The sequence below is a fragment of the Nocardioides kribbensis genome, from assembly GCF_015070375.1.
Classification (GTDB): domain Bacteria; phylum Actinomycetota; class Actinomycetes; order Propionibacteriales; family Nocardioidaceae; genus Nocardioides; species Nocardioides kribbensis.
This window is the reverse complement of the sequence record NZ_JADCLL010000005.1, coordinates 226067-248540: the sequence shown is the minus strand read 5'-3', so window position 1 is coordinate 248540 and position 22474 is coordinate 226067. Positions and strand designations below refer to the sequence as shown.

The 22474-nt window shown below is 75.1% G+C and carries 19 protein-coding genes; 9 read left to right on the top strand and 10 right to left on the bottom strand.

Features of this window, described 5'->3' with window-relative positions:
• Nucleotides 1–34: 34 nt before the first annotated feature.
• On the top strand, nt 35–2212 hold the full coding sequence (locus IR170_RS12390) for a glutamine synthetase III family protein (protein ID WP_056862623.1): 2178 nt from the start codon (nt 35–37) through the stop codon (nt 2210–2212).
• On the opposite strand, the gene IR170_RS12385 is transcribed toward IR170_RS12390, so the two are convergent.
• The gene (locus IR170_RS12385) at nt 2200–3261 is read right to left on the bottom strand and encodes a LysR family transcriptional regulator (protein ID WP_193664479.1); all 1062 of its coding nucleotides are present in this window, start codon (nt 3259–3261) and stop codon (nt 2200–2202) included. The two genes, IR170_RS12390 and IR170_RS12385, sit on opposite strands and share 13 nt — an antisense overlap.
• A gap of 64 nt (nt 3262–3325) precedes the next feature.
• On the opposite strand from IR170_RS12385, the gene IR170_RS12380 reads away from it, so the two are divergent.
• The 3 genes from IR170_RS12380 to IR170_RS12370 all read left to right on the top strand — a co-directional run bounded on the left by IR170_RS12380 (nt 3326) and on the right by IR170_RS12370 (nt 6195).
• Nucleotides 3326–4606 (top strand): MFS transporter, encoded by a 1281-nt coding sequence (locus tag IR170_RS12380; protein WP_319805048.1) that lies wholly within the window; start codon nt 3326–3328, stop codon nt 4604–4606.
• A 160-nt stretch (nt 4607–4766) separates the two neighbouring features.
• On the top strand, nt 4767–5438 hold the full coding sequence (locus IR170_RS12375; RefSeq protein ID WP_193664475.1) for an ANTAR domain-containing protein: 672 nt from the start codon (nt 4767–4769) through the stop codon (nt 5436–5438).
• A 73-nt stretch (nt 5439–5511) separates the two neighbouring features.
• Nucleotides 5512–6195: a response regulator transcription factor gene (locus IR170_RS12370; protein WP_193664473.1), complete on the top strand. Its 684-nt coding sequence runs from the start codon at nt 5512–5514 to the stop codon at nt 6193–6195.
• 103 nt (nt 6196–6298) lie between these two features.
• On the opposite strand, the gene IR170_RS12365 is transcribed toward IR170_RS12370, so the two are convergent.
• Nucleotides 6299–6523 carry a hypothetical protein gene (locus IR170_RS12365; RefSeq protein WP_193664471.1) on the bottom strand — a complete coding sequence of 75 codons (225 nt, stop codon included), beginning with the start codon at nt 6521–6523 and terminating at the stop codon, nt 6299–6301.
• 8 nt (nt 6524–6531) lie between these two features.
• Entirely contained in the window at nt 6532–6747 is a 216-nt protein-coding gene (locus IR170_RS12360) for a DUF6458 family protein (protein ID WP_193664469.1), read from the bottom strand.
• 221 nt (nt 6748–6968) lie between these two features.
• Between IR170_RS12360 and IR170_RS12355 the strand changes: the two genes are divergently transcribed.
• The gene (locus IR170_RS12355) at nt 6969–7685 is read left to right on the top strand and encodes a vitamin K epoxide reductase family protein (protein ID WP_319805047.1); all 717 of its coding nucleotides are present in this window, start codon (nt 6969–6971) and stop codon (nt 7683–7685) included.
• On the opposite strand, the gene IR170_RS12350 is transcribed toward IR170_RS12355, so the two are convergent.
• On the bottom strand, nt 7664–8386 hold the full coding sequence (locus IR170_RS12350; protein WP_193664466.1) for a TetR/AcrR family transcriptional regulator: 723 nt from the start codon (nt 8384–8386) through the stop codon (nt 7664–7666). The genes IR170_RS12355 and IR170_RS12350 overlap by 22 nt on opposite strands.
• A gap of 81 nt (nt 8387–8467) precedes the next feature.
• On the opposite strand from IR170_RS12350, the gene IR170_RS12345 reads away from it, so the two are divergent.
• A complete protein-coding gene (locus tag IR170_RS12345) occupies nt 8468–9802 on the top strand; it encodes a cytochrome P450 (protein ID WP_193664464.1) in 1335 nt (444 codons plus the stop codon).
• Between the two features lie 26 nt (nt 9803–9828).
• On the opposite strand, the gene IR170_RS12340 is transcribed toward IR170_RS12345, so the two are convergent.
• Together IR170_RS12340 and IR170_RS20365 are read right to left on the bottom strand one after the other, a co-directional pair.
• On the bottom strand, nt 9829–10839 hold the full coding sequence (locus tag IR170_RS12340; protein ID WP_193664462.1) for an alpha/beta hydrolase: 1011 nt from the start codon (nt 10837–10839) through the stop codon (nt 9829–9831).
• A 105-nt stretch (nt 10840–10944) separates the two neighbouring features.
• Entirely contained in the window at nt 10945–12042 is a 1098-nt protein-coding gene (locus IR170_RS20365; protein ID WP_193664460.1) for a zinc-dependent alcohol dehydrogenase family protein, read from the bottom strand.
• Nucleotides 12043–12352: 310 nt separating this feature from the next.
• Here IR170_RS20365 and IR170_RS12330 point away from each other — a divergent pair, with 310 nt between their 5' ends.
• The 3 genes from IR170_RS12330 to IR170_RS20355 are packed head-to-tail and all read left to right on the top strand — an operon-like array spanning nt 12353 to nt 15030.
• Nucleotides 12353–12829: a DUF2231 domain-containing protein gene (locus tag IR170_RS12330; protein ID WP_193664458.1), complete on the top strand. Its 477-nt coding sequence runs from the start codon at nt 12353–12355 to the stop codon at nt 12827–12829.
• Between the two features lie 28 nt (nt 12830–12857).
• On the top strand, nt 12858–13535 hold the full coding sequence (locus IR170_RS20360) for a response regulator transcription factor (protein WP_193664456.1): 678 nt from the start codon (nt 12858–12860) through the stop codon (nt 13533–13535).
• Between the two features lies 1 nt (nt 13536).
• A complete protein-coding gene (locus tag IR170_RS20355; RefSeq protein WP_193664454.1) occupies nt 13537–15030 on the top strand; it encodes a sensor histidine kinase in 1494 nt (497 codons plus the stop codon).
• A 563-nt stretch (nt 15031–15593) separates the two neighbouring features.
• On the opposite strand, the gene IR170_RS12315 is transcribed toward IR170_RS20355, so the two are convergent.
• The 4 genes from IR170_RS12315 to IR170_RS12300 form a co-directional block, all read right to left on the bottom strand.
• Nucleotides 15594–16607 (bottom strand): 5'-3' exonuclease, encoded by a 1014-nt coding sequence (locus IR170_RS12315; protein WP_193664452.1) that lies wholly within the window; start codon nt 16605–16607, stop codon nt 15594–15596.
• A 200-nt stretch (nt 16608–16807) separates the two neighbouring features.
• Nucleotides 16808–17335, bottom strand: a complete 528-nt coding sequence (locus IR170_RS12310) for a tetratricopeptide repeat protein (protein WP_193664450.1) — start codon at nt 17333–17335, stop codon at nt 16808–16810.
• Nucleotides 17336–17445: 110 nt separating this feature from the next.
• Nucleotides 17446–19824, bottom strand: coding sequence for an ATP-binding cassette domain-containing protein (locus IR170_RS12305; RefSeq protein WP_193664448.1), 2379 nt, complete (start codon nt 19822–19824; stop codon nt 17446–17448).
• Between the two features lie 53 nt (nt 19825–19877).
• Nucleotides 19878–22145 (bottom strand): PAS domain-containing sensor histidine kinase, encoded by a 2268-nt coding sequence (locus IR170_RS12300; RefSeq protein WP_193664446.1) that lies wholly within the window; start codon nt 22143–22145, stop codon nt 19878–19880.
• Nucleotides 22146–22474: the final 329 nt, after the last annotated feature.

The window sequence follows — 22474 nt, the reverse complement described above, 5'->3', positions numbered from 1 at the left end:
TCCGGCTACCGCCCCGCCGTCCGAGGAGACACCGATGAGCGCCAATCCCGTCCGCCTGCAGGCCATGAGGGCCGTCGAGGCCACCGTCGCTCCGCCGATCAGCTTCGACCCCGGCGAGGAGCCCGGCGCCATCTTCGGGCAGAACGTCTTCAGCCTCACCGTGATGCAGAAGCGGCTGCCGAAGAGCGTCTACAAGTCGGTCGTCTCCACCATCGAGCGGTCGACGCCGCTCGACCCCGACGTCGCCGACGCGGTGGCCTCGGCCATGAAGGACTGGGCGATGGAGAAGGGCGCCACGCACTACGCCCACGTCTTCTACCCCCTCACCGGCCTGACCGCGGAGAAGCACGACAGCTTCCTCGACCCGGTCGGCGACGGCACGGCCTTCGCGTCCTTCTCCGGCAAGACCCTGGTGCAGGGTGAGCCCGACGCCTCGAGCTTTCCCAACGGCGGGCTGCGCAACACCTTCGAGGCGCGCGGTTACACCGGATGGGACGTCATGAGCCCGGCCTACGTGCTGGAGAACCCGAACGGCAACACGCTGTGCATCCCCACCGTCTTCATCTCGATGACCGGCGAGGCGCTCGACCACAAGACCCCCGTGCTGCGCTCGCAGCAGGCGATGTCGGTCCACGCCAAGCGGGTGCTCACGCTCTTCGGCCACGACGACCCCGACAACGTGGTGGCCTACTGCGGCCCCGAGCAGGAGTACTTCCTGGTCGACAGCCACTTCTTCATGGCCCGCCCCGACCTGCTCAACGCCGGGCGCACCCTCTTCGGCGCCAGGCCGCCCAAGGGCCAGGAGTTCGACGACCACTACTTCGGCGCGATCCCCGAGCGCGTGCTCGGCTTCATGATGGACACCGAGCGCGAGCTCTTCAAGCTCGGCATCCCGGCCAAGACCCGCCACAACGAGGTCGCGCCGGGCCAGTTCGAGGTGGCGCCGATGTTCGAGCGGGCCAACGAGGCCTCCGACCACCAGCAGCTGCTCATGACCACCTTCAAGTCGGTCGCGCGCAAGCACGGCATGGAGTGCCTCTTCCACGAGAAGCCCTTCGACGGCGTCAACGGCTCGGGCAAGCACGTCAACTTCTCCCTGGGCAACGCCGAGCTCGGCAGCCTCCTCGTGCCGGGGGAGACCCCGCACGACAACGCGCAGTTCCTCGTCTTCTGCGCCGCGGTCATCCGCGGCGTCCACCAGTACGGCGGGCTGCTGCGGGCCTCGGTCGCCTCGGCCTCCAACGACCACCGCCTCGGCGCCAACGAGGCCCCGCCGGCGATCATCTCGGTCTTCCTCGGCGACCAGCTCGCCGACGTCTTCGACCAGATCGCCAAGGGCGGTGCCACCCGCTCCAAGGAGCGCGGCACGCTGACGATCGGCGTCGACACGCTGCCCAACCTCACCAAGGACCCGGGCGACCGCAACCGCACCAGCCCCTTCGCCTTCACCGGCAACCGCTTCGAGTTCCGCGCACCGGGGTCCAACCAGACGGTGGCGGGCCCGATGGTGGTGCTCAACACGATCATGGCCGAGGCCCTCGACCACTGCGCGAGCTTCCTCGAGGACGCCGTCGCGGCCGGCACCGACTTCAACGAGGCCGTGCAGGCGCTGCTGACCCAGGTCATCAGCGACCACGGTGCGGTGATCTTCAACGGCAACGGCTACTCCGAGGAGTGGCCGGTCGAGGCCGAGCAGCGGGGGCTGAAGAACCTGCGCACCACCGTCGACGCCCTGCCCGAGCTGATCGCCCCCGAGGCGCTCGCGCTGTTCTCGGCCTACGGCGTCTTCAACGAGCGCGAGATGCACAGCCGCTACGAGATCGGCCTGGAGCAGTACGTGCTCAGCGTCGGCGTCGAGGCCAACCTCACCCTGGAGATGGGCACGACGATCGTCCTGCCCGCGGCGCTGCGCTACCAGACCGAGCTGGCCGGCAACGTCGCGGCGCTCAAGGCGGCCGGCGTCGAGGCCGACACCTCCACGCTGCTGTCGGTCTCCGAGCCGCTGGCCGCGCTGCGCGCCGGTCTGGCCGACCTCGGCGCCGCGCTCGCCCACGAGCACCCCGCCGACGCCCTGGCGGCGGCGACCGCGGTGCGCGACGGGGTGCTGCCCGCGATGGCGGCCGTGCGTGCGGCCGCCGACACCCTCGAGGGCCTCGTGGCCGACGACCTGTGGTCGCTGCCGACCTACCAGGAGATGCTCTACGTCCTGTGACCCGCACCGTGTTCTGCGCTGTGACCCGCGCGGGGCCCCGCGTCGTGGCCTGCGGCGCGACCCGCGCGGTCGTCGCGGGGCGGTGACGCCCCGAGGAGGCCCGGGAGGGTCTCCTCGAGCACGTCGCGCAGCGCGGTCACGGGGGCCGGTGGCCCGGCGCTCGACCACACCAGCTGCACGACGCGCTCCGCGCGCCGCGCCCCGGCGTCGAGGGCGACCTCGACCGTGCCGGGGTAGTCGACACCGGCCGGCACGACGGTGAAGCCCAGGCCCGCCGCGACCAGCCCGCCGGCGGTCGCGAGGTCCTCGCACTCGTACGCCGGGCGCCGCGGAGCGCCCGCCTCGCGCATCATCGCGTCGGTGATGGTGCGCAGCCCGTAGCCGGTCGCCATCGCCACGAAGGGCTCCTCGGCGAGGTCGGTCAGCGCGACCTGCCCCGCGCGGCCGTCCTCGGCCCCCCGCGAGCCGCGCCCCGAGGCCCCGTGGTCGCCCGGACCCGCCAGGTGGTGACCGCGGGGGAGCAGCACGCGCAGCGGCTGCGTGCCGAGCACCAGCGAGGCCAGCCCCGTCCCGGTCGAGGGCTCGAGCACGGCCACGAGCGCGAGGTCGAGACGGCCGCCGGCCACGTCGGCGACGAGGTGCTCGGCGCCGCCCTCGGCCAGCTGCAGGGTCACCCGTGGGTGACGGTCGTGGAAGACCCGCAGCGCCCGCGGCACCAGGTCGGCGCCGAGGGCGTGCTGGAAGCCGAGCCGCACCCGGCCGGCCCCGGGGTCGACCTCGGCCCGGATGGCGCGCAGGGCCTCCTCGACCTCCGCCACGGCCCGCTCGGCGGCGTCGGCCAGCAGTCGCCCGTGACGGCTGAGTGCGATCCCGCGTCCCCGGCGCAGCAGGAGGGGGGCGCCGACCTCGGCCGACAGTCGCGCCAGGGAGCGGCTCAGGGTCGGCTGCGGCACGCCCAGCTCGGCGGCGGCATCGGTGACGTGACCCGTGCGCGCCACGGCGAGCAGCTCCTCGAGCGGTCGCAGGAAGCCGGCGGAGTCATGCTGCACGCGCATGAGTCTAGGTCGACCGGTGCATTGGAGTCATCAGCGGCGGCACGAGAGACTGGGTCACGTGAGACGCCCGAGCGACCTGGACCCCACGGCCACCCGCGCCGGCGTGCCCGTCGCGCCTGCGCCGGCCGGTCCCGCGGGGCACCTCCCGGGCTCGCGCGACTTCCGCCGCCTCAACCTCGCGATGGGCGCGGCGGGGCTGGCCGCCTTCGGCATGCTCTACGCCACCCAGCCGCTGCTGCCGGAGATCGGCGCCGACTTCGGCGTCGACGCCACCCGGGCCAGCCTCACCATCTCGGTGACCACCGGCCTGCTGGCGCTGCTCGTCATCCCCGCCACCCGCATCGGCGCCCAGCGCGGACGCGTCGCCACGATGCGGCTCGGCCTGCTCGTCGCCGCGGTGCTGACGCTGCTGAGCGCGGTGGCGCCGACGTACCCGCTGCTCCTCGTGGCGCGCGGCCTCACCGGTGCGGCCCTGGCGCTGGTGGTGGGCGTGGCGATGGGCCACGTCGCGGCCGAGGTCCACCCGCGCGGCCTGGCGACGGCGATGGGGCTCTACGTCGCCGGCAACTCCCTCGGCGGCGTCGGTGGGCGCGTGGTGACCTCCGCGGTCGTCGACCTCGCCGGCAGCTGGCGCTGGGCCGTGGTGGCGCTGGGCGTCTGCGCCCTGCTCGCGACCCTGGCCTTCCTGCGCCTCGTGCCGGGGCCCGCGGCGGGCGTGGCCAGCGCCATCGGGGTGCCGCCGCCCCCGGGGCGGGTGGTCGACCTGCTGCGCGACCCGGCGGTGCTGGCGGTGCTGGCTCTGCCGTTCCTGCTCATGGGCGGCTTCGTGGCCACCTACAACTACCTCACCTACCGGCTCACCGGTCCGGCCTTCGAGCTGCCCGCGGCGGTCGTCGGGCTGGTCTTCCTGGCCTACCTCGCCGGCACCGCGGCGTCCGCGGTCGCGGGTCGCGCCGCCGACCGGGTCGGGCGAGCGGTCGTGCTGGTGGTGTCGGTGGCGGTGATGGGCGCAGGTCTGCTGCTCACGCTGCCCGACGTGCTGTGGCTGGTGGTCGTCGGCCTGGTCGTGCTGACCTCCGGCTTCTTCGGCGCCCACTCGGTGGCCAGCGGCTGGGCCCCGGTGGTCGGCTCGGCCCAGCCGGCGCGCACCAGCGCGCTCTACGTCGCCTCCTACTACGTCGGCTCGTCGGTCTTCGGCGCCCTGGTCGGGCTCGGCTGGCACGCCGGTGGCTGGCCGCTGACGGTGGCCTGCGTCGGCGCCCTGGTGGCCCTCGCGGGCGTCGCGACCGCGGTGCTCCTGGCCCGCACCGGCAGCTCCTCTCGGCGCTCGGCCGCCTGAGAGGGCCGCGGCCCCGCGCCCTGTCCCGCTCGGTCCCGCCCGCCGTCGCGGACCGGTCCGACCCCGCACGGACCGGGCGGGGCCGGGAGGCACCCCGAGGGGTGGTTCGTCCCCGCGGAGCCGGCCGCACCATGGAGGCAGATGAGGCGGGAGGTGCACCGTGCAGCCCATCCCCGAGTCCGTGGCCGCGGTCGACAACCTCGACGCGGCCTCGGTGGACGACGACGTCCTGCGCTGGCTCTGCCTGCTGGGCGAGCGGGCCCGCGAGGTCGTGCCCGACTGCATCGGGCTCACGTGGGAGCACGCCGACCTCGGTCTCGTGCTGACGGTCGAGGCCTCGGCCGCCGAGCGTGCGGCGAGCCCCTGCCTCGAGACCGCGACGTCCGCGGTGGCCCAGCCCGCGGCGTCCGACGATCCTTGCCAGGAGTCGTCGTGGAGCACGTCGGGTCGCGCCTCGGCCGCCCGCGGTGTCGGGAGCACGCTGACGATGCCCATCCTGAGGGCCGGCGACGTCGTCGGCACGATCGACCTCTACGCCGCCTCGCCCGGCGCCTTCGTCGGCCGGCACGACGAGCTGGCGCGCCTCTTCGACGCGTGGGCGCCGGGCGCCGTGTCCGACGCCGACCTCGGCTTCGCCCGACGCGTCGAGGCCTGCGAGGCTCCGCGTCGCGCCGAGGACCGCGCCGCCATCGACACGGCCACGGGCGTGTGGGCCGCCCTGCTCCACCTCGATGTCGTGTCGGCGCGCGAGCGGCTGCGCGAGACCGCCCTCGGGCTCGGGCTCACCGAGGCGGAGCTGGCGCGGGCCGTGATCGGCCGCGCCTCACCCTGACCCCGCACGCGGATCACCTCCCCACGGGTGGGACGGCTCGCCCCCGGGGTGCGGCGTGAGTAGGGTCGGGCTCGTGTCGACCGATTCCCCCATCCGCCTCGCGATCGTCAACGACTACGAGCTGGTCGTGAAGGGCCTCGCGGGTGCCTTGGCGCCCTTCGCCGACCGGGTCGAGGTCGTGGAGCTGGCCGTCAACGTGCCGGTCGAGAGCGACGTCGACGTGGTGCTCTTCGACAGCTTCGCCCAGACCCAGGGCGCCTGCACCGAGCTGCGCGACCTGGTCCACGAGGTGGGCTCCGCCGGTGCCCGCCTGGCCGTCTACAGCTGGAACGTCGACGAGGCCCTGGTGCAGGACAGCCTCAAGGCCGGCGCGTCGGGCTACCTCGCCAAGTCGATGTCGTCGGCCGACCTGGTGGAGTCGATCGAGCGCGTGCACGCGGGCGCCCGGGTCGTGCCGCCGATGGGCAGCGGTGGCGACGACGAGGGCGCCGAGGACGACGCCACCGGCGACGCCGTCAGCTGGCCCGGCCGCGACCTGGGCCTCTCGGGCCGCGAGAGCGAGATGCTCGCGCTGATCGTGCAGGGCCTGACCAACCAGGAGATCGCCGAGCGCACCTACCTCAGCATCAACTCGGTCAAGACCTACATCCGCACCGCCTACCGCAAGCTCGAGGTCACCAGCCGCTCCCAGGCCGTGGCCTACGGCATGTCCCACGGCTTCGAGCCCGACCGCTCGCGGATGCTGCAGCGCGACTGAGCACCGCCCGGCGCGGTCGTCGCGGAGGTGGGCCCCGACGTGACGAGACCCCGCCGGCGACTGCCGGCGGGGTCCCGCTGCTGGGTGCCGTCGTGACGACGGCTCAGCGGAAGAGCACGTCGGTGCAGCCCGTGCACTCGTAGGAGCGCACGGTCAGGCCGTCCTCGAACTCCACGCCGCGCAGGTCCCACAGGTGCTGGTGGGTGCGGGGCAGGTCGAGACGGACCCCCTCGGCCCGCAGCGGCTCGGGAGCCGACAGCGGGGCCGCGGTGGCCAGGTGGAGCACGGGCGGGTCGGTGGGGCCCTCCAGCGAGTGGGCGGCGCTCACGCGGCTGCTCAGCGCGGGGGGAGGGTGTCGCGACGCTCGGTCACGTGCACGCTGCGCGTGCGCTGCTGGTTGACGATGAGCGACACGACGATCGCGAGCACGCCGGCGGCGAGCAGGATCCACCCGAGGGTGGTGTCCTCCACGTTGGCGAGGTCGAGGGTGATGACGTCGAGGACGAAGACGAGTCCGACGACGATGAGGACGATGCCCAGGCCGATGACCATGAGATGACTCCTTCTGAGACTCCGTGGAGCGGAGGTGGTGCGCGTGGGGTGGGGCTGACGGCGGAAGCCGTCCGATCCACGATGTCGGAGTGCCCGGGTCCTCACAAGAGCCCCTCAGGGTGAACTCAGGTGCGCGCGGCCGGGGTCGAATACCATGCCCGAGGGCGCCGATGCGCCCGTCGGGCCCAGTGTCCCGACCCGACGTGGCAGGAGGGTGCCCCGTGTCGCAGCGTGCCGAGGTCGTCGACCCGCAGGGGTCGGTCCCGCCCGACCACCTCCACGACCCGGACCACGGACCGGACCACCACCCGGACCACGACGGCGGCGCCGCGGCCGGTGGCGGCGGTGCGGCGTACGCCGACCGCGCGCTGGGCTGGCTGCTGCTGCTCGGCGGGCTGGTCGGGGGGCTGGCGGCGTTCACCCTCGCGGTGGAGAAGATCAAGCTGCTCACCGATCCCTCCTACGTGCCCAGCTGCAGCATCAACCCCGTGCTGAGCTGCGGCTCGGTGATGGCGACCGACCAGGCCTCGCTGCTGGGCTTCCCCAACCCGCTGATCGGCATCGCGGCCTTCCCCGTGCTCGTCGTGACGGGGGCGCTGGTGCTGGCCCGGGTGCGGCTGCCGCGCTGGTGGTGGCTGGGGCTGCAGGCCGGGGCCACCGTGGGCCTGGTCTTCGTGGCCTGGCTGATCGACCAGAGCCTCTACAGCATCGGCGCGCTGTGCCCCTACTGCATGGTCGTGTGGAGCGTGGTCGTGCCGGTCTTCTGGTACGTCACGCTGCGCAACCTCAGCAGCGGCGTGCTGGGGGAGCGGGCCCGCGACTCCTCGCTCACCGCGCTGCTGCGCGACGCCCACGCGCTGGTGCTGCTCCTCGCGCTCGTCGTCGTGGTGGGTCTCATCGGCGTGCGCTTCTGGGACTACTGGTCCACGCTGCTCTGAGCCTCGCCCCGGGTCTGCTCGCGCGCCACGTCAGCGGGTCGTCCCGGGGGAGCCGCACCCATCAGCACCACCAGCACCCGCCCCAGCAGGTCGTCGGCGACCGAGCCGGGGTCGGCGTGCCGCTCAATGGCCAGCCCGTTGGAGAGCGCCATGAGCACCGTGGCCAGCTCCTCGGCCGGCAGCGGGGCGGCGACCCCGGCGGCGTCGACGTGCTCGGCGATGGCGGCGGTGACCGCCCCGTGCAGGTCACGACGGCGCTCGCGGAAGGCCTGCGAGCCCTCGCCGCGCACCGCGCGCTGCCACAGCTCGAGGAAGAGCAGGTGCCAGTCGCGCTGCTCCTCGGCGGCGGCGCTGAGCCGGTCGCCCAGGTCGCGGGCCTGCTGCTCCAGGGGCACCGCCACGTCGCTGACGGCGGCCAGGCCCAGGTCGAGGTAGGCCGAGATCCGGTCCTCGGCCAGGGCGTCGACCAGACCGTCCTTGCTGCCGAAGTTGGAGTAGACGGCGCCCTTGGTGAAGCCCGCCGCGCGGGCCACGTCGTCGAGGCTGGTGGCGTCGATGCCGCCGCGGGCGAAGAGCTCGGCCGCGGCGTCGAGCAGGGCACGACGGACCTCGTCGCGCGGGGGTCGACGACGCACGGCGGGATCGGGAACGCCATCAGCGGCGCCCGCGGTGGTGGGGCGGTGCTCGGGGGAGGTTGACATCGGTCGCTACGATACTCACCAGTACTCGATACCGATCGGTATCCCAGGTCGTGGCCGGTGTCGGCGAGGAGAGGTGGGCCCATGAGCATCCAGGAGCAGGTCGGCGGCCGGGCGGCCTCGGCGGTGCGGTGGGGCTTCGGCCACGCGCTGCCGGCCACGGCGATCCGCAGCGCGGCCAAGCAGGGCGACCTGCACGGGCGCCTGATCGAGGCGACCCGCGACGGGGAGACCGTGCCGCTGGAGCTCTTCGAGGCGATCCGGGCCGACGGCCCGCTGCACCGCTCGAAGTTCGCCTTCGTCACCGCCTCCCAGCCGGTGGTCAAGGAGGTGCTCACCAGCGCCGACGTGCGGGCCGGGGTGGAGTTCTCACCCGGCGGCGTGCTCGGTCGCATCGGCCACTGGGCCGCCCGGCAGGCGCCGATCGGTCCGCTGACCCCGCCCTCGCTGCTGGTGACCGAGCCGCCCGACCACACCCGCTACCGCAAGCTCGTCACGCGGGTCTTCTCGGTCAAGGCCGTGCAGGGTCTGCGCGAGCGCACCGAGCAGATCGCCGCCGGGCTGCTCGACGACCTCGAGGCGCAGGCGCGCCGCGAGCCGGGCGCCGCGGTGGACCTCGTCGAGACCTACTGCGCCCAGCTCCCGGTCACCGTCATCGCCGAGATCCTCGGGGTGCCCGCCGCCGACCGCGGCCGGGTGCTCGACTTCGGCACGGGCGCGGCGCCCAGCCTCGACCTGGGGCTGACCTGGGGCGGCTTCCGGCGCGTGGAGTCGTCGCTGACCGACTTCGAGGCGTGGCTCAGCGACCACATCGACCAGGTGCGCCGCAGCCCCGGTGACGACCTGTTGAGCCAGCTCGTCACCGCCCGCTCCGACGACGGCGTGGCCCTCACCGACGCCGAGCTCAAGGCCACCGCCGGTCTCGTGCTCGCCGCGGGCTTCGAGACCACGGTCAACCTCCTCGGCAACGGCGTCGCCCTGCTGCTCCAGCACCCCGACCAGCTCGCCCGGCTGCGCTCCGAGCCCGGGCTGTGGCCCAACGCCGTCGACGAGGTCCTGCGCTACGACCCGCCCGTGCTGCTCACGGGGCGGATGACGCTGCGCGACACGACGTTCTCCGGGGTCCCGGTGCCGCGCGGCGCCGCGGTCACCACGCTGCTCGCGGCCGCCAACCGCGACCCCGACGTCTTCGCCGACCCCGACATCTTCGACGTGGCCCGTGAGAACGCCGCCGACCACGTGTCGTTCTCCTCTGGGCGCCACTACTGCCTGGGCGCCGCCCTGGCGCGGATGGAGGGCGAGGTCGGCCTGCGCGCGGTCGTCGAGCGCTTCCCCGACCTCGCGCTCGCCCCCGGCGCCCGGCGCCGCACCACCCGCATCCTGCGCGGCTTCGACCGGCTCCCGGTCACGCTGGGCTGACGCGGCCCGCCGTACGCCCGGGGGCCTCAGCCGGCCAGGTCGTGGGTGCGCAGCCAGGCGTCGACGGCGGCGTAGGCGGCCGCGCGGGGCTCGGCGAGGGAGAGGAAGACGTCGTGGCGGGCGTCGACGACGGGCACGACCGTGGTCTCGGAGCCCAGGCAGCCCGACCAGCGGGCGATCTGGCGCACGTCGAGCACGGTGTCGGCGCGGTCGCTGCGCTCGGAGTAGCGCGAGGAGTAGTAGGTCTTGTCGGAGCGCAGCACCAGCGAGGGCACGCCCACGTCGAGCCCGCGGTGGAGCCTGGCGTGGCCGCGGCGCACGGCGTTGAGCCAGCCCACGGTGACGGGGAACCCCTCGAGCGGCTTCATGACGGTGTCGAACTCCCACTCCCCGGTGCCGCTGACGTGGAGCGTCTCGCCGTAGGTGCCCTCGGGCAGGTCGAGGGCGCGCAGCGGGCGCACCCTCGACAGCGCCCGCACCGCCCAGGTGACCGGGCCGCGCATGACCGGCTTGCCCTGGAGGTCGAGCCAGGGGCTGTTGAGCACCAGCCCGGCGATCGGCGCGAGCCGGCCCGCGCGGCGGCGCCGGTCGAGCCACAGCGGGGCGATGAGGCCGCCGGTGGAGTGCGCGACCACGGTGACCGGCACGCCCGGGTGCGCCGCGGCCACCAGCTCCAGGGAGCGGTCGAGCTCGGCGTCGTACTGCGCCAGGTCGCTGACGAAGTGGGCCGTCTGACCCTCGCGGCGCGCGCGACCGCACTTGCGCAGGTCGAGGCCGTAGAAGGCCTGGCCGCGCTCGGCGAAGAAGTCGGCCAGCTCGGTCTGGAAGAAGTAGTCGGAGAAGCCGTGGACGTAGAGGGTCGCGCCGCGCACGGACTCGCCCTCGCGCACGCCGCGCCGCACGAGCACCGCCGCGACCTCGCCCTCGCCGTCGGGGTCCTCCCCGAGGTCCATCACGTGCTGCTCGTAGCCCTCGCCGAGCAGGTCGGGGGTCCAGGTGACCCCGGTGGCGGTGGCGTCGGCGCTGTCGGTGCTCATGGCTCCGATGATGGCAGGGCCGGGCCACGCCGCGGGAGGCTTCCCCCTGTCCGGACACCGCGCCGCGCCCTGCGGCCCTGCGCTGGGTACGCCGGCGGCGCCGGCTCAGCCGCGGACCGGCAGGCGCGGGTCGATCACGGTGATGCCGGCCGGCGACGCGGTGGCGACGCCGGGCAGCAGCCTCGCGCCCTCGTCGAGGTCGACGACCCGCTCGAGCAGGTCCTGGGGGCGCAGCGCGCCGCGCTCGACCTCGGCGAGCAGGGCGGGGTAGTCGGCCGCGGCCATGCCGTGGCTGCCGAGCACGTCGATCTCCCAGGCCACCACCCGGTCCATCGGCACCGGCGGGTGGCCGTCGACGGCGGGCAGGAGGCCGACCTGCACGTGGCGCCCGCGGCGGCGCAGGCTGTGGATCGCGTCGGCGCAGGTGGCCGCGCTGCCCACGGCGTCGAGCGCCACGTGGCTGCCGCCGCCGGTGAGGTCGTGCACCTCCTCGGCGACCCGGCTCGGCCCGGGGCCGACGTCGCGCCCTGCCTCGTGCCCGTCGGTCGGGTCCGCGGCGAGCACGGTGTGCTCGGCGCCGAGGCGTCGGGCGAGGTCGAGGGCGGCGGGGGAGCGGTCGACGGCCACGACCCGCGCCCCGCGGGCCACCGCGATCATCACCGCGCTGAGGCCGACCCCGCCGGCGCCCACGACGGTGACCCACTCGCCGGGGCGGAGGTCGGCGCGGGCGCTCAGGGCGCGGTAGGCGGTGGCGAAGCGGCAGCCCAGGCTGGCCGCCGCGGCGTCGCCGACGGCGTCGGGCACGGCCACGAGGTTGGTGTCGGCGGCCCGCAGCGCGACCAGCTCAGCGAAGGAGCCGTCGTGGGTGAAGCCCGGCTGGGTCTGGTCGGGGCAGACCTGGGCCTGGCCGCTCGTGCACCACGCGCAGCGCCCGCAGCCGCAGACGAAGGGCGTGGTCACGCGGGCGCCCACGCGCCAGCGGCGTACGTCGGGGGCCACGGCGACCACCGTGCCCGCCAGCTCGTGGCCCGGCACGAGCGGCAGGGTGACGCCGTCGTCGTGGCCGGCCCACGCGTGCCAGTCGCTGCGGCACAGCCCGGTGGCGTGCACGCGCACCACCACCCCGCCCGGGGGCGGCTCGGGGTCGGCGACCTCCCGCACGACCGGTGCCTGCCCGTACTGCTCGACGACGACTGCTCGCACCGGTGCTCCCCTGGGTGTCGCGACGGTCCGCGGCTCCGTGGTCGGCGCCGCGGGCGCATGTTACTGACCGTTGCGACCACTACCTGACCGTCATGACTGTCAGGTAGAGGTCGCAACGGCCAGTAGGACCCGCGCACCCGGGCCACCCCAGCACCCCACCGGTACGGCGAGCCGCGTGACGCCGGCCGCGCGGGCGGCGATCATGGTCAGGTTGCGTGCAGGTGGCGGCGGGGATGATCGGTCCCGGCGCCCGCCACCCGGGCGCTCCGGGCCGGGAGTCGGCTCCGGCGCACGGCTCCTGGAGGCCACTGTGTTCGACCTGATCAACGGACTGCCGGTCCACCCGCTCGTGGTGCACGCCGTGGTGGTGCTGCTGCCGCTGGCCGTGCTCGGCACCATCGCCCTCGCGGTCCGGCCCCGCTGGCGGGTGACCTTCGGCCCGCTGCTGGTCGGCATCGCCGCGGTGGCCACGGTGCTGGTGCCGGTGGCGACCTCGAGCGGAGAGGCGCTGGAGGAGCGGGTGGGCGACCCCGGCGAGCACGCCGAGCTCGGCGAGCAGCTGCTGTGGTTCGCGATCCCGCTGCTGGTGCTCGCCCTGGTCATGGTGGTGCTCGCGCGCCGCTCGGCCGCGGGCAAGCCGGCCCCGGGCCCCTCGTGGCTGACGACCGTCGTGGCGGTGCTCGCCGTCGTGGCCGCGCTGGCCACCGCGGTGCAGGTCTACCGCGTGGGCGACTCGGGCGCGAAGGCGGTCTGGGGCGACCGGGTCAGCGCCTCCGCGCCGCGCTGATCCGCGACCGGGCCCAGGACACGCCGCCGTGGCCCGCATCGGGGTCTGCGAGGACCAGGAGAGCATCCGCAAGGTGCTCGTGCGCGGTCTGCGACAGGCCGGTCACGACGTGGTGGCCGCCCACGACGGCGGGGAGGCGCTGCGCCTCTTCGCCGACGACACGGCCCTGGGCGCCCTCGTGGTCGACATCGGCCTGCCCGACGCCGACGGCCGCGACGTGGTGCAGGCGCTCCAGGCGGGCGGGCAGACCGCCCCGGTGCTCTTCCTCACCGCGCTCGGCGAGGTGCGCGACAAGCTCCAGGGCTTCGCCGCCGGCGCCGACGACTACGTCGTGAAGCCCTTCGACCTGGCCGAGCTGCTGGCCCGCCTCGACGTGCTGGTGGCCCGGCGGGCCCGTGCGCACGCCGACGCCGCGGGTCGAGGCGGGCTGCGGCTCGACCCGGTCGCCCACGCCGCGCGCACCGCCCACGGCGAGGTGCTGCTGACCCCCACCGAGTACCGCATGCTCGCCGCGATCCTCGCCCGGCCCGGCGAGGTGGTGCGACGCCGCGTCGTGGTCGCCGCGGCCTGGCCCGACGGGTCGGTGGTGCACGACAACACCGTCGACAGCTTCCTGCGGCGCATCCGCTCCAAGCTGGCCGGCATCGGGTCGCCGGTGGTCATCGAGACGGTGCGCGGCATCGGCTACCGGGTCGCGGAGTCGTGAGGTGAGCGGCGCCGACGGCGCACGCGGCCCCCGTGCGCGCGGCCGCCGCGGACTGCCGGTGTGGCCCGGCGCCGCTGCCGACGTGGGCTCCCTGCGTCGCCAGCTCGTGCTGTGGACCGCCGTGCTCGGCGCGGCGGTGGCCCTGGCCCTGGTGGGCGTGGTGCACGCCGTGGTCGACGGGGCCTCGCAGGACGCCGTGGCGCGGGTGCTCGACGACCGTGCCGCCACGGTCGTGGCCGCGGCCGAGGCCACGCGGGCAGGCACGGTCAGCGTGCCCGACGACCTGCTCGGGCCCGCCGTGGCGCTCTACGACGACCGGGGGCGGCTCGTCGGGGGCACCGTGCCGCCCGCCCAGGCCGACACCTTCGCCGATCTCGCCGGATCCACCAGCGAGCGCAGCCTCACGCGGGGGGAGAGCTACCGGGCGCTGGCTCGTCCCTTCGTCGTCGAGCAGGAGGCCGCCGGCCCCGGCGAGGGCGTCGGCCCCGGCTCCGGTGAGGGCTCGGCCTCGGGTGCGGCCGGGGCACCCGTGACCGCCCGTGGCGTGCTGGTGGTCGCGGAGTCGCTGTCGCCCTACGAGGCCGACGAGCACGTCGCGCTGGTGGTGGCGGTGGTCGCCGGGCTGATCATCGTGGGGCTGGCGACGCTGCTGGTCTCGCTGGCCAGCCGGCGCGTCCTGCAGCCGGTCGCGGCGATGGCCGCGACCGCCGAGGACTGGAGCGAGCACGACCTCGACCGCCGCTTCGACCTCGGAGCCCCGACCAACGAGATCCGCGCGCTCGGCCGCACCCTCGACGCGCTGCTCGCCCGCGTCGCGGACGCGATCCTCGCCGAGCAGCGGCTGACCTCCGAGCTGGCCCACGAGCTGCGCACCCCGCTGACCGCCGTGCTCGCCACGGCCGACCTGGTGGCGCTGCGCGGCGACCTCGACGAGGAGCTGCGCACCGACATCGCCGACATCCAGAGCGCCTGCCGCGCGATGGCGGCCACCGTGACCGGGCTCCTCGACCTCGCCCGCGACCGCTCGGGCCCGGTCAGGGCCGGCAGCGGGCTGCGGGAGGTCGTCACCAGCGTGTGCGCCGAGGTCGACCCCGACGGCCGCGTCGAGGCCCGGGTCGGGGCCGGCGTCGACCTCGCGCTCTCCCACGACCTGGCCGTACGGGCCCTCGCGCCGGTAGTGCGCAACGCCGTCGAGCTGGCCCACCACGTGCTCGTGCGCACCGAGCGCGACGGCGACCTCGTGCGGGTGGTCGTCGAGGACGACGGCCCCGGGGTGGCGCCCGAGGACGCCGACACCGTCTTCGAGCCCGGTCGCTCCGGGGTCGGCAGCAGCGGTCTCGGCCTCGCCCTGGCCCGCCGGGTCGCCCGCAGCGCCGGCGGCGACGTCGTCCTCGACCCGGTGGCCGGCGACACCGGGGGGCGTACGTCGGGCCCCGCAGGCCCGCACGGGGCCCGCTTCGTCGTCACCCTCCCGGCCGCCCGCCCCCACGCCTGAGCCGCTTCAGCGGCTGAGCCGCTCGGGGCGGTCGGATTGCTGGAGTAGCGCAATTGCGCGGGCGTGGTGGGGCTGCCGGGTCGGGTTTGCGCTGGTGGTGCGGTGTCGGGGGCGGTCGGGTTGCTGAAGTGGCGCAATTGCGAAGGACGGCATGGGCCTGCGGTGCGGGTTTGCGCGGGTGGTGCGGTGTCGGGGGCGGTCGGGTTGCTGGAGTGGCGCAATTGCGTGGGCGTGGTGGGGTGCCGGTGCGGGTTTGCGCTGGTGGTGCGGTGTCGGGGGCGGTCGGGCTGCTGGAGTGGCGCAATTGCGAAGGACGGCATGGGCCTGCGGTGCGGGTTTGCGCGGGTGGTGCGGTTGCCGGGGCGGTCGGGTTGCTGAACTGGCGCAATTGCGCGGGCACGGCCCGCCGCCGGAGCGGGTGTGCGCGGCTGGTGCGGTGCGCGACGCGATCCGACCGCTGGGGTGGGGCCATTGCGCGGACGGACGAGCGGAACCTTCGGGCGAGTCGGCCAGGCCCGGACGGTGCCACCACCGACGTCCGCGCCCCACCCCGCGGGCGGCCGTCAGCCCCAGGTCGGTGCGGCCAGTCGCGAGCCCGGCGGCTCGGTGAGCACGCGCAGCGCCAGCTGGGTGGTGGCGGGCACGCCGAGGTAGCCGACCACGCGCGAGACGCGGTCGGGGTCGAGCGGCAGCAGGCCCGGGGTGCCGGGCACGTCGGGGGTCAGCCCCAGGTCGACCGGGCGGCCCGACATGATCGCGAGGTTGAAGTCGAAGCGCTCCCGGGCGCCCGGTGCGGTGAGCCGCTTGAGCAGCCCGGCGCCGATGCGGCGCTGGCCGGTCTCCTCGCAGTAGGAGTCGAGCGCGGCGACGAGGTTGGCGCCGTCGCAGTGCTCGATGTCGGCCCACACCGAGCGCATCGAGCCCATCTGGGAGAGCAGCACCGGCGCGGTCTTCTCCCCGATGCCGGGCACGCCGGGCAGGTTGTCGCTGGCGTCGCCGCGCAGGGCGGCGTACTCGAGGTAGTGCTCGGCGGCGATGCCGTAGAGCGCGAAGAGCCGCGCGGGGTTGAGCAGCGGGGAGGCGTTGATGCCGCCGTTGATCAGCCGCAGCACGCGGGTGTGCTCGCTGATGTGGGCGAAGGAGTCGCGGTCGGAGGTGATGATGACGCACTCCCACCCGTGGGTCTCGGCCCACACCGCGGCCGAGGCGCTCACGTCGTCGGCCTCGAGCCCGGCCGGGGTGACGGTCTGCAGGCCCAGGGCGTCGAGGAGCGCCGCGGCCCGCTCGAGCTGGTCGACGAGGGTGGCGTCCTTGGCGGCGCGTCCGGCCTTGTACGCCGGGTACATCCGCTCCCGCACCGAGTCGCGGCGGTCGTCGAGCCCGAAGACGACCGCGTCGGGGGCGAACTGGTCGATGGCCTCGAGGATCTGGCGCAGCATGCCGTGCAGCGCCCACGCCGGGCGACCGCCCTGGTCGAGCAGCGCCGACTCCGCCCGCGCGTGGTGGTTGCGGTGCAGCAGCGACGGCGCGTCGACGGCGAGCAGCAGCTTGCGGCCCTGGGCGGGCGTCGCAGTCACGGGCGGGGCACTCACAGGGGAGGCGTCGGTCGGTTCGGTGGTCATGGCGGTGAGGACACCGTACGCACCCCACCGGCCCCCGGGCAGTGAGGGCCGGTGGCCCGCCCGGTCGGCCGCCCGAGCGCCCGGGCAGCGGCTCGTGCAGACGCCCAGGCAGACGACCGGGCCTCCGCCCGGGCCGGTGGGCGACTGGGGCCCGCTCAGGCCAGCTGGCCGGGCGGCTCGCTCTGCACGGGGCGTCCGGCGCCGGCGGCGGCGCACTGGCCCAGGGTGATCTCCTTGTAGCGCGCGAAGTCGGGCGAGGTGGCGGCGGCCTCGAGGTAGTCCCCGGGGGCCAGCTCGGCGTAGTACTCCACGGCCTCCAGCAGGTCGGCGGCCTCGGTGGTGGGGTCGTCGTCGACGGCCTCCCGGGCCAGGGGCACGGCCTCCTCGAAGCGGCGCACCGTCTCCTCGTAGTCGCCGAGGTTGAAGGCGTCGATGCCCAGCACCACCTGGCGGCACGCGCCCGGCACGGCGGCGTCGGGGTCGCCCGGCGCGGGCGCGGCGTCCTGCGAGGGGGCGCCGTCGTCGCTCCCGGAGGGCGTGCCGGGGTCCGACGGGGCGGGCGTCGTGCTCGACGTCGCGTCTGCGCGGGCTGCGGCCCCGTCGCCGGCCGGGTCGTCGTCGCTGCACCCGACGAGCAGGGCCAGCAGCGTCACGGGCGCGGCGAGGGCGGCGGAGCGTCTCATGCCGAGGAGCCTAGGCCGCTGCTGCGCGGGCGTGGTCGGACCAGAGGTGGCCGGGCGCCCGGGCCGGGCGTCCGGATCGGTGCCTGGGTGCGGTGCCGGGGGCGGCGCGGTCAGGCCCCGACGTACGCCGCGAGGTGCTGGCCGGTCAGCGTGGTGCGGGCGGCGACCAGGTCGGCCGGGGTGCCCTCGAAGACGACGCGGCCGCCGTCGTGGCCGGCGCCGGGGCCGAGGTCGATGACCCAGTCGGCGTGGGCCATGACGGCCTGGTGGTGCTCGATCACCACCACCGAGCGGCCGGAGTCGACGAGGCGGTCGAGGAGGGCGAGCAGGTGGCGCACGTCGGCCAGGTGCAGCCCGGTGGTCGGCTCGTCGAGCACGTAGACCTCGCCCTTCTCGGCCATCTGCACCGCGAGCTTGAGGCGCTGGCGCTCGCCCCCGGAGAGCGTGGTGAGGGGCTGGCCGAGGCTGAGGTAGCCCAGGCCGACGTCGCGCAGCCGCTCGAGCACGGCGTGGGCGGCCGGCACCCGCGATTCGCCCTCGGCGAAGAAGGCCAGGGCCTCCTCGACCGGCATCGCGAGCACCTGCGCGATGTCGCGCCCGCCCAGGGTGTGCTCGAGCACGGCGGCCTGGAAGCGTCGGCCCTCGCACTCCTCGCAGGGCGACTCGACGGTGGCCATCACGCCGAGCTCGGTGAAGACGGCCCCGGCGCCGTTGCAGGTGGGGCAGGCGCCCTCGGAGTTGGAGCTGAAGAGCGCGGGCTTGACGCCGTTGGCCTTCGCGAAGGCCTTGCGCACGGGCTCGAGCAGACCAGTGTAGGTGGCGGGGTTGCTGCGTCGTGAGCCCTTGATGGCGCCCTGGTCGACGACGACCACGCCCTCGCGACCGGCGATCGAGCCGTGCACCAGCGAGCTCTTGCCCGACCCGGCCACGCCGGTGACCACGCAGAGCATGCCGAGGGGCACCTCGACGCTGACGTCGCGCAGGTTGTGGGTGGCCGCGCCGTTCACCGCGAGGGTGCCGGTGGGGGTGCGCGGCGTCGCCTTGAGCGCCACCCTCTCGTCGAGGTGGCGCCCGGTGAGGGTGTCGCTGGCGCGCAGCCCCTCGACCGTGCCCTCGAAGACGATCTCGCCGCCGGCCGCGCCGGCGCGCGGGCCGAGGTCGACGACGTGGTCGGCCACCGCGATGGTCTCGGGCTTGTGCTCGACGACCAGCACGGTGTTGCCCTTGTCGCGCAGCTCGAGCAGCAGGTCGTTCATCCGCTCGATGTCGTGGGGGTGCAGCCCGATGGTGGGCTCGTCGAAGACGTAGGTGACGTCGGTCAGCGAGGAGCCGAGGTGACGGATCATCTTGGTGCGCTGGGCCTCCCCGCCCGAGAGCGTGCCCGCGGGGCGGTCGAGGGAGAGGTAGCCCAGCCCGATCGCGGTGAAGGAGTCGAGCAGGTGCTGCAGGCCCGCGAGCAGCGGCGCGACCTCCGGGGCGTCGAGGGCGCGCACCCAGTCGGCGAGGTCGCTGATCTGCAGCGCGCACAGCTCGGCGATGTTGCGGCCCTCGATGCGCGAGGCGAGCACCGCGGTGGTCAGCCGCGTGCCCTGGCAGTCCGGGCAGGTCTGGAAGGTGACCGCGCGGTCGACGAAGCGCCGCACGTGGGGTTGCATCGCCTCGGGGTCCTTGGAGAGCATCGACTTCTGGATCTTCGGGATGATCCCCTCGAAGGTCAGGTTGACGCCCTCGACCTTGATCTTGGTCGGCTCCGCGTGGAGCATCGTGTCGAGCTGCTTCGCGGTGAAGGTCGAGATCGGGGCGTCCATCGGCAGCCCCATCCCGGCGAAGAGGCGGCCGTACCACCCGTCCATGGAGTAGCCGGGCACGCTGAGCGCCCCGTCGGCCAGCGACAGCGTGTCGTCGTAGAGCGCCGTCAGGTCGATGTCCTTGACGCTGCCCGTGCCCTCGCAGCGCGGGCACATGCCACCGAGGTAGACCGCGCCCTTCACGACGCTCTTCTCGGTGCGCCCCGCCCGCTCGGTCGACATCACGCCGCTGGCCCGTCGGGTGGGCACGTTGAAGGAGAACGCCGTCGGCGGTCCGACGTACGGCGAGCCGAGCCGGCTGAACAGGATGCGCAGCATCGCGTGGGCGTCGGTGGCGGTGCCGACGGTCGAGCGGGGGTTGGCGCCCATGCGCTCCTGGTCGACGATGATCGCCGTGGTGAGGCCCTCCAGCCGGTCGACCTCGGGGCGCGCCAGCGAGGGCATGAAGCCCTGCACGAACGCGCTGTAGGTCTCGTTGATCATCCGCTGCGACTCCGCGGCGATGGTGGCGAAGACCAGCGAGCTCTTGCCCGACCCCGAGACGCCGGTGAAGACGGTGAGCCGCCGCTTGGGCAGCTCGACGCTCACGTCCTTGAGGTTGTTCTCCCGGGCGCCCTGCACCCGGATCAGGTCGTGGCCGTCGGCGGGGTGCCCCGCAGGAGGTGCCGTGGTCTCGGTCATGGTCTCTCCTCGCGGTGTGGGTGCCACAGGGTAGTGAGGGGCTCCGACAGCGCTCAGCGACCGGGAACGGGGCTCGCCGCCGTGCGGTCGGCACCGGCGTCACCCGCGACCGGGCCACCGGCAGGGTGCCCGGCGGAGCGCTCGTCCGAGTCTTGCGCCGAGCCGCCCGCGGCGCCACCCTCCGATGCTCCCGGGACGGGCGCCGACGCGCTCGCGGCGAGCGGCACGGTGAAGCGGAAGCTGGCCCCGTGGCCGGGCTCGCTGTCGACCCAGATCCGCCCGCCCTGGTGCTCGACGAGGGAGCGGCTGATGGCCAGGCCCAGGCCTGAGCCGTCGCGCTGCCTGACGTCGCTCTCGTCGAGCTGGCGGAACCGCTCGAAGACCGTCTCCTGCGCCTCCCGCGGGATGCCGGGGCCGGTGTCGGTCACGCTCACCTCGGCGGCCCCGTCGCGCACGACCGCCTCGACGCGCACGAGCCCACCGCGGGGGGTGAACTTGACGGCGTTGCCGACCAGGTTGGTCAGCACCTGGGTGAACCGGTCGGCGTCGACCCTGACCCGCGCCTCGACCGGACCGGCCTCGAGGACGATGCCGGCGGCGTCGGCGACGGGCTCGAGCGCGGCGAGCACGCCGGCCACGAGGGGAGCGGCGTCGTGGTCGGCGAGGTCGAGCGGCAGGCGTCCCGACTCCAGCCGGTCGACGACCAGGATGTCGTTGATCAGCCGGGCCAGCCGGTCGGTGCCGCGCAGGGCGACGTCGACGACCCGCTCGGCGGCGGGCGACAGCTCGCCGACGTCACCGTCGTGCAGCAGGTGGAGCGCGCCGTGGATCGAGGTCAGCGGCGTCCGCAGCTCGTGGCTGACCACGGAGATGAACTCCGACTTCAGCCGGTCGGCGGCGCGGCGCTCGGTGGCGTCGCGGAAGACGACCACGGCCCCCCTGGCCCGTCCGTCGGGCCCGGGTCGGGCGCCGTCGGCGGTGATCTCGACCGGCAGCACGCTCCCGTCGGAGCGGCGGAAGCCGTGCTCGGCGTCGCGCACGGCCCGGCCGCCGAGCGCGGCGTCGAGGGCGCAGAGCGGCGCCTCGACGACCGGTCCGGGGTCCGCCGTCTCCGCCGCGGCGCCCGGGTGCTCGGCCGCGGTGTGCACACCGTGCAGGCGCCGGCACGCGGGTGCGCCCACCAGGGCGTCCGCCGTCGACCCGAGCATCCGGGCGCCGGCGTCGTTGACGAAGTCGATGCGGCCCTGGGCGTCGAGGCCGAGGATCCCCTCGCCGACGGACTCCAGCAGGTGCACGTGGCGCGCGGTCAGCGCGAGGTTCTCCTCGGTGCGCTCGGCCACGCGCTGCTCGAGCCCGACGCGCAGGCGGTGGTTCTCCCACCCCAGCCAGACCTGGCGCACCACGGCGAGGACGACCACGAGGAGCACCAGCCGGCCGCTGGCCCCCTCCGACCCACCGACGGCCAGGGTCGTGGCCAGCGCGGCCAGCACCGCGAGGTCGGGGGCGGCGGCGCTGAGCAGGCGGGCCCGGGCCGAGGGCGTGCCCGGCTGCTCGGGGGGTGGGGCGAGGGCGGCCAGGCCGAGCACCAGGGGGGCGGCGACGTAGGGCACGTCGGTCAGGAGCATCGACTCGTAGGACCCGTCGAGGGTCACCAGCGCGAAGGCGGAGTCGGCCACGGCGTAGCAGATGAAGCCCAGCCCCAGCAGGGCCAGGTCGGCACGTGGCCGGGCCGCGCCGCCGCGCAGCAGCAGCAGGCTCGCGACGCACACCAGCAGGACGTCGAGGACGGGGTAGCCGGCGTTCACCGCCGCGCCGAGGCCGCTGCCGAGGGAGGAGAAGACGTCGCGCAGCAGCACCATGAAGGCGACCAGGACGACCGCGCAGCACACCACGGCGGAGTCCAGGAGCACCCGCGCGCGGCTCACCGCGACCCCGCGACCGACGGGGAAGAGCAGCAGCCCGGCGAGCGCCGGGGGCGCTGCGAGCAGGTAGAAGAGGTCGGCGACCGAGGGGTAGGGCACCGGGGCGGAGGCGATGTCGTAGACCGTCCAGACGCCGTCGGCCACGGCGTAGCCGACCAGGGCCACCAGCACCAGGCCCCAGGCGCGTCGCGCCGGGCCGGGCCGGCTCCGCCGCACCCGCAGGGCGACGGCGGCCGCGGCGAAGAGGTCGGCGGCCATGGTCGCGGCGTCGGCGGCGATCCAGGCACGGTCGGGGCCGCTCCACGGCCCGAGCATGAGGGCCGTGGCCACCACCAGCACGGTGCCGGCCGCCGCTGCCGCCCACCGGAAGAGCCGCCATCCCTCGTCGTCTGCGCGCACCCGTGCCTCCCCTCCCGCCCGCCGTGCGCCGGGCCCTGTCCGGCCCGGCTCCTCCGGGGCGATCGTCCCACGTCGTGCGCCCGGTCGGGACCGACTCGGTGACACCCGCCGCCTCGACCAGCAGCGGGGGAGCGAGGTGCGGCTGTGGTCGCCGCAGATGGGCCGGTGGGTCGGGCGCGGTGGTGGCGTGCGGGCGCTCGGCCCCGTCGAGGGTGTCGTGGAGTGCGCGGGAGCCGTGGACCACCGGCAGCGTGGTGGCCGCGGCCCCGGCGAGCAGGGTCTCGGCCTGCTCCCGCCACCCTCGACCTGCGCGGGAGCGCCCGTCGGCC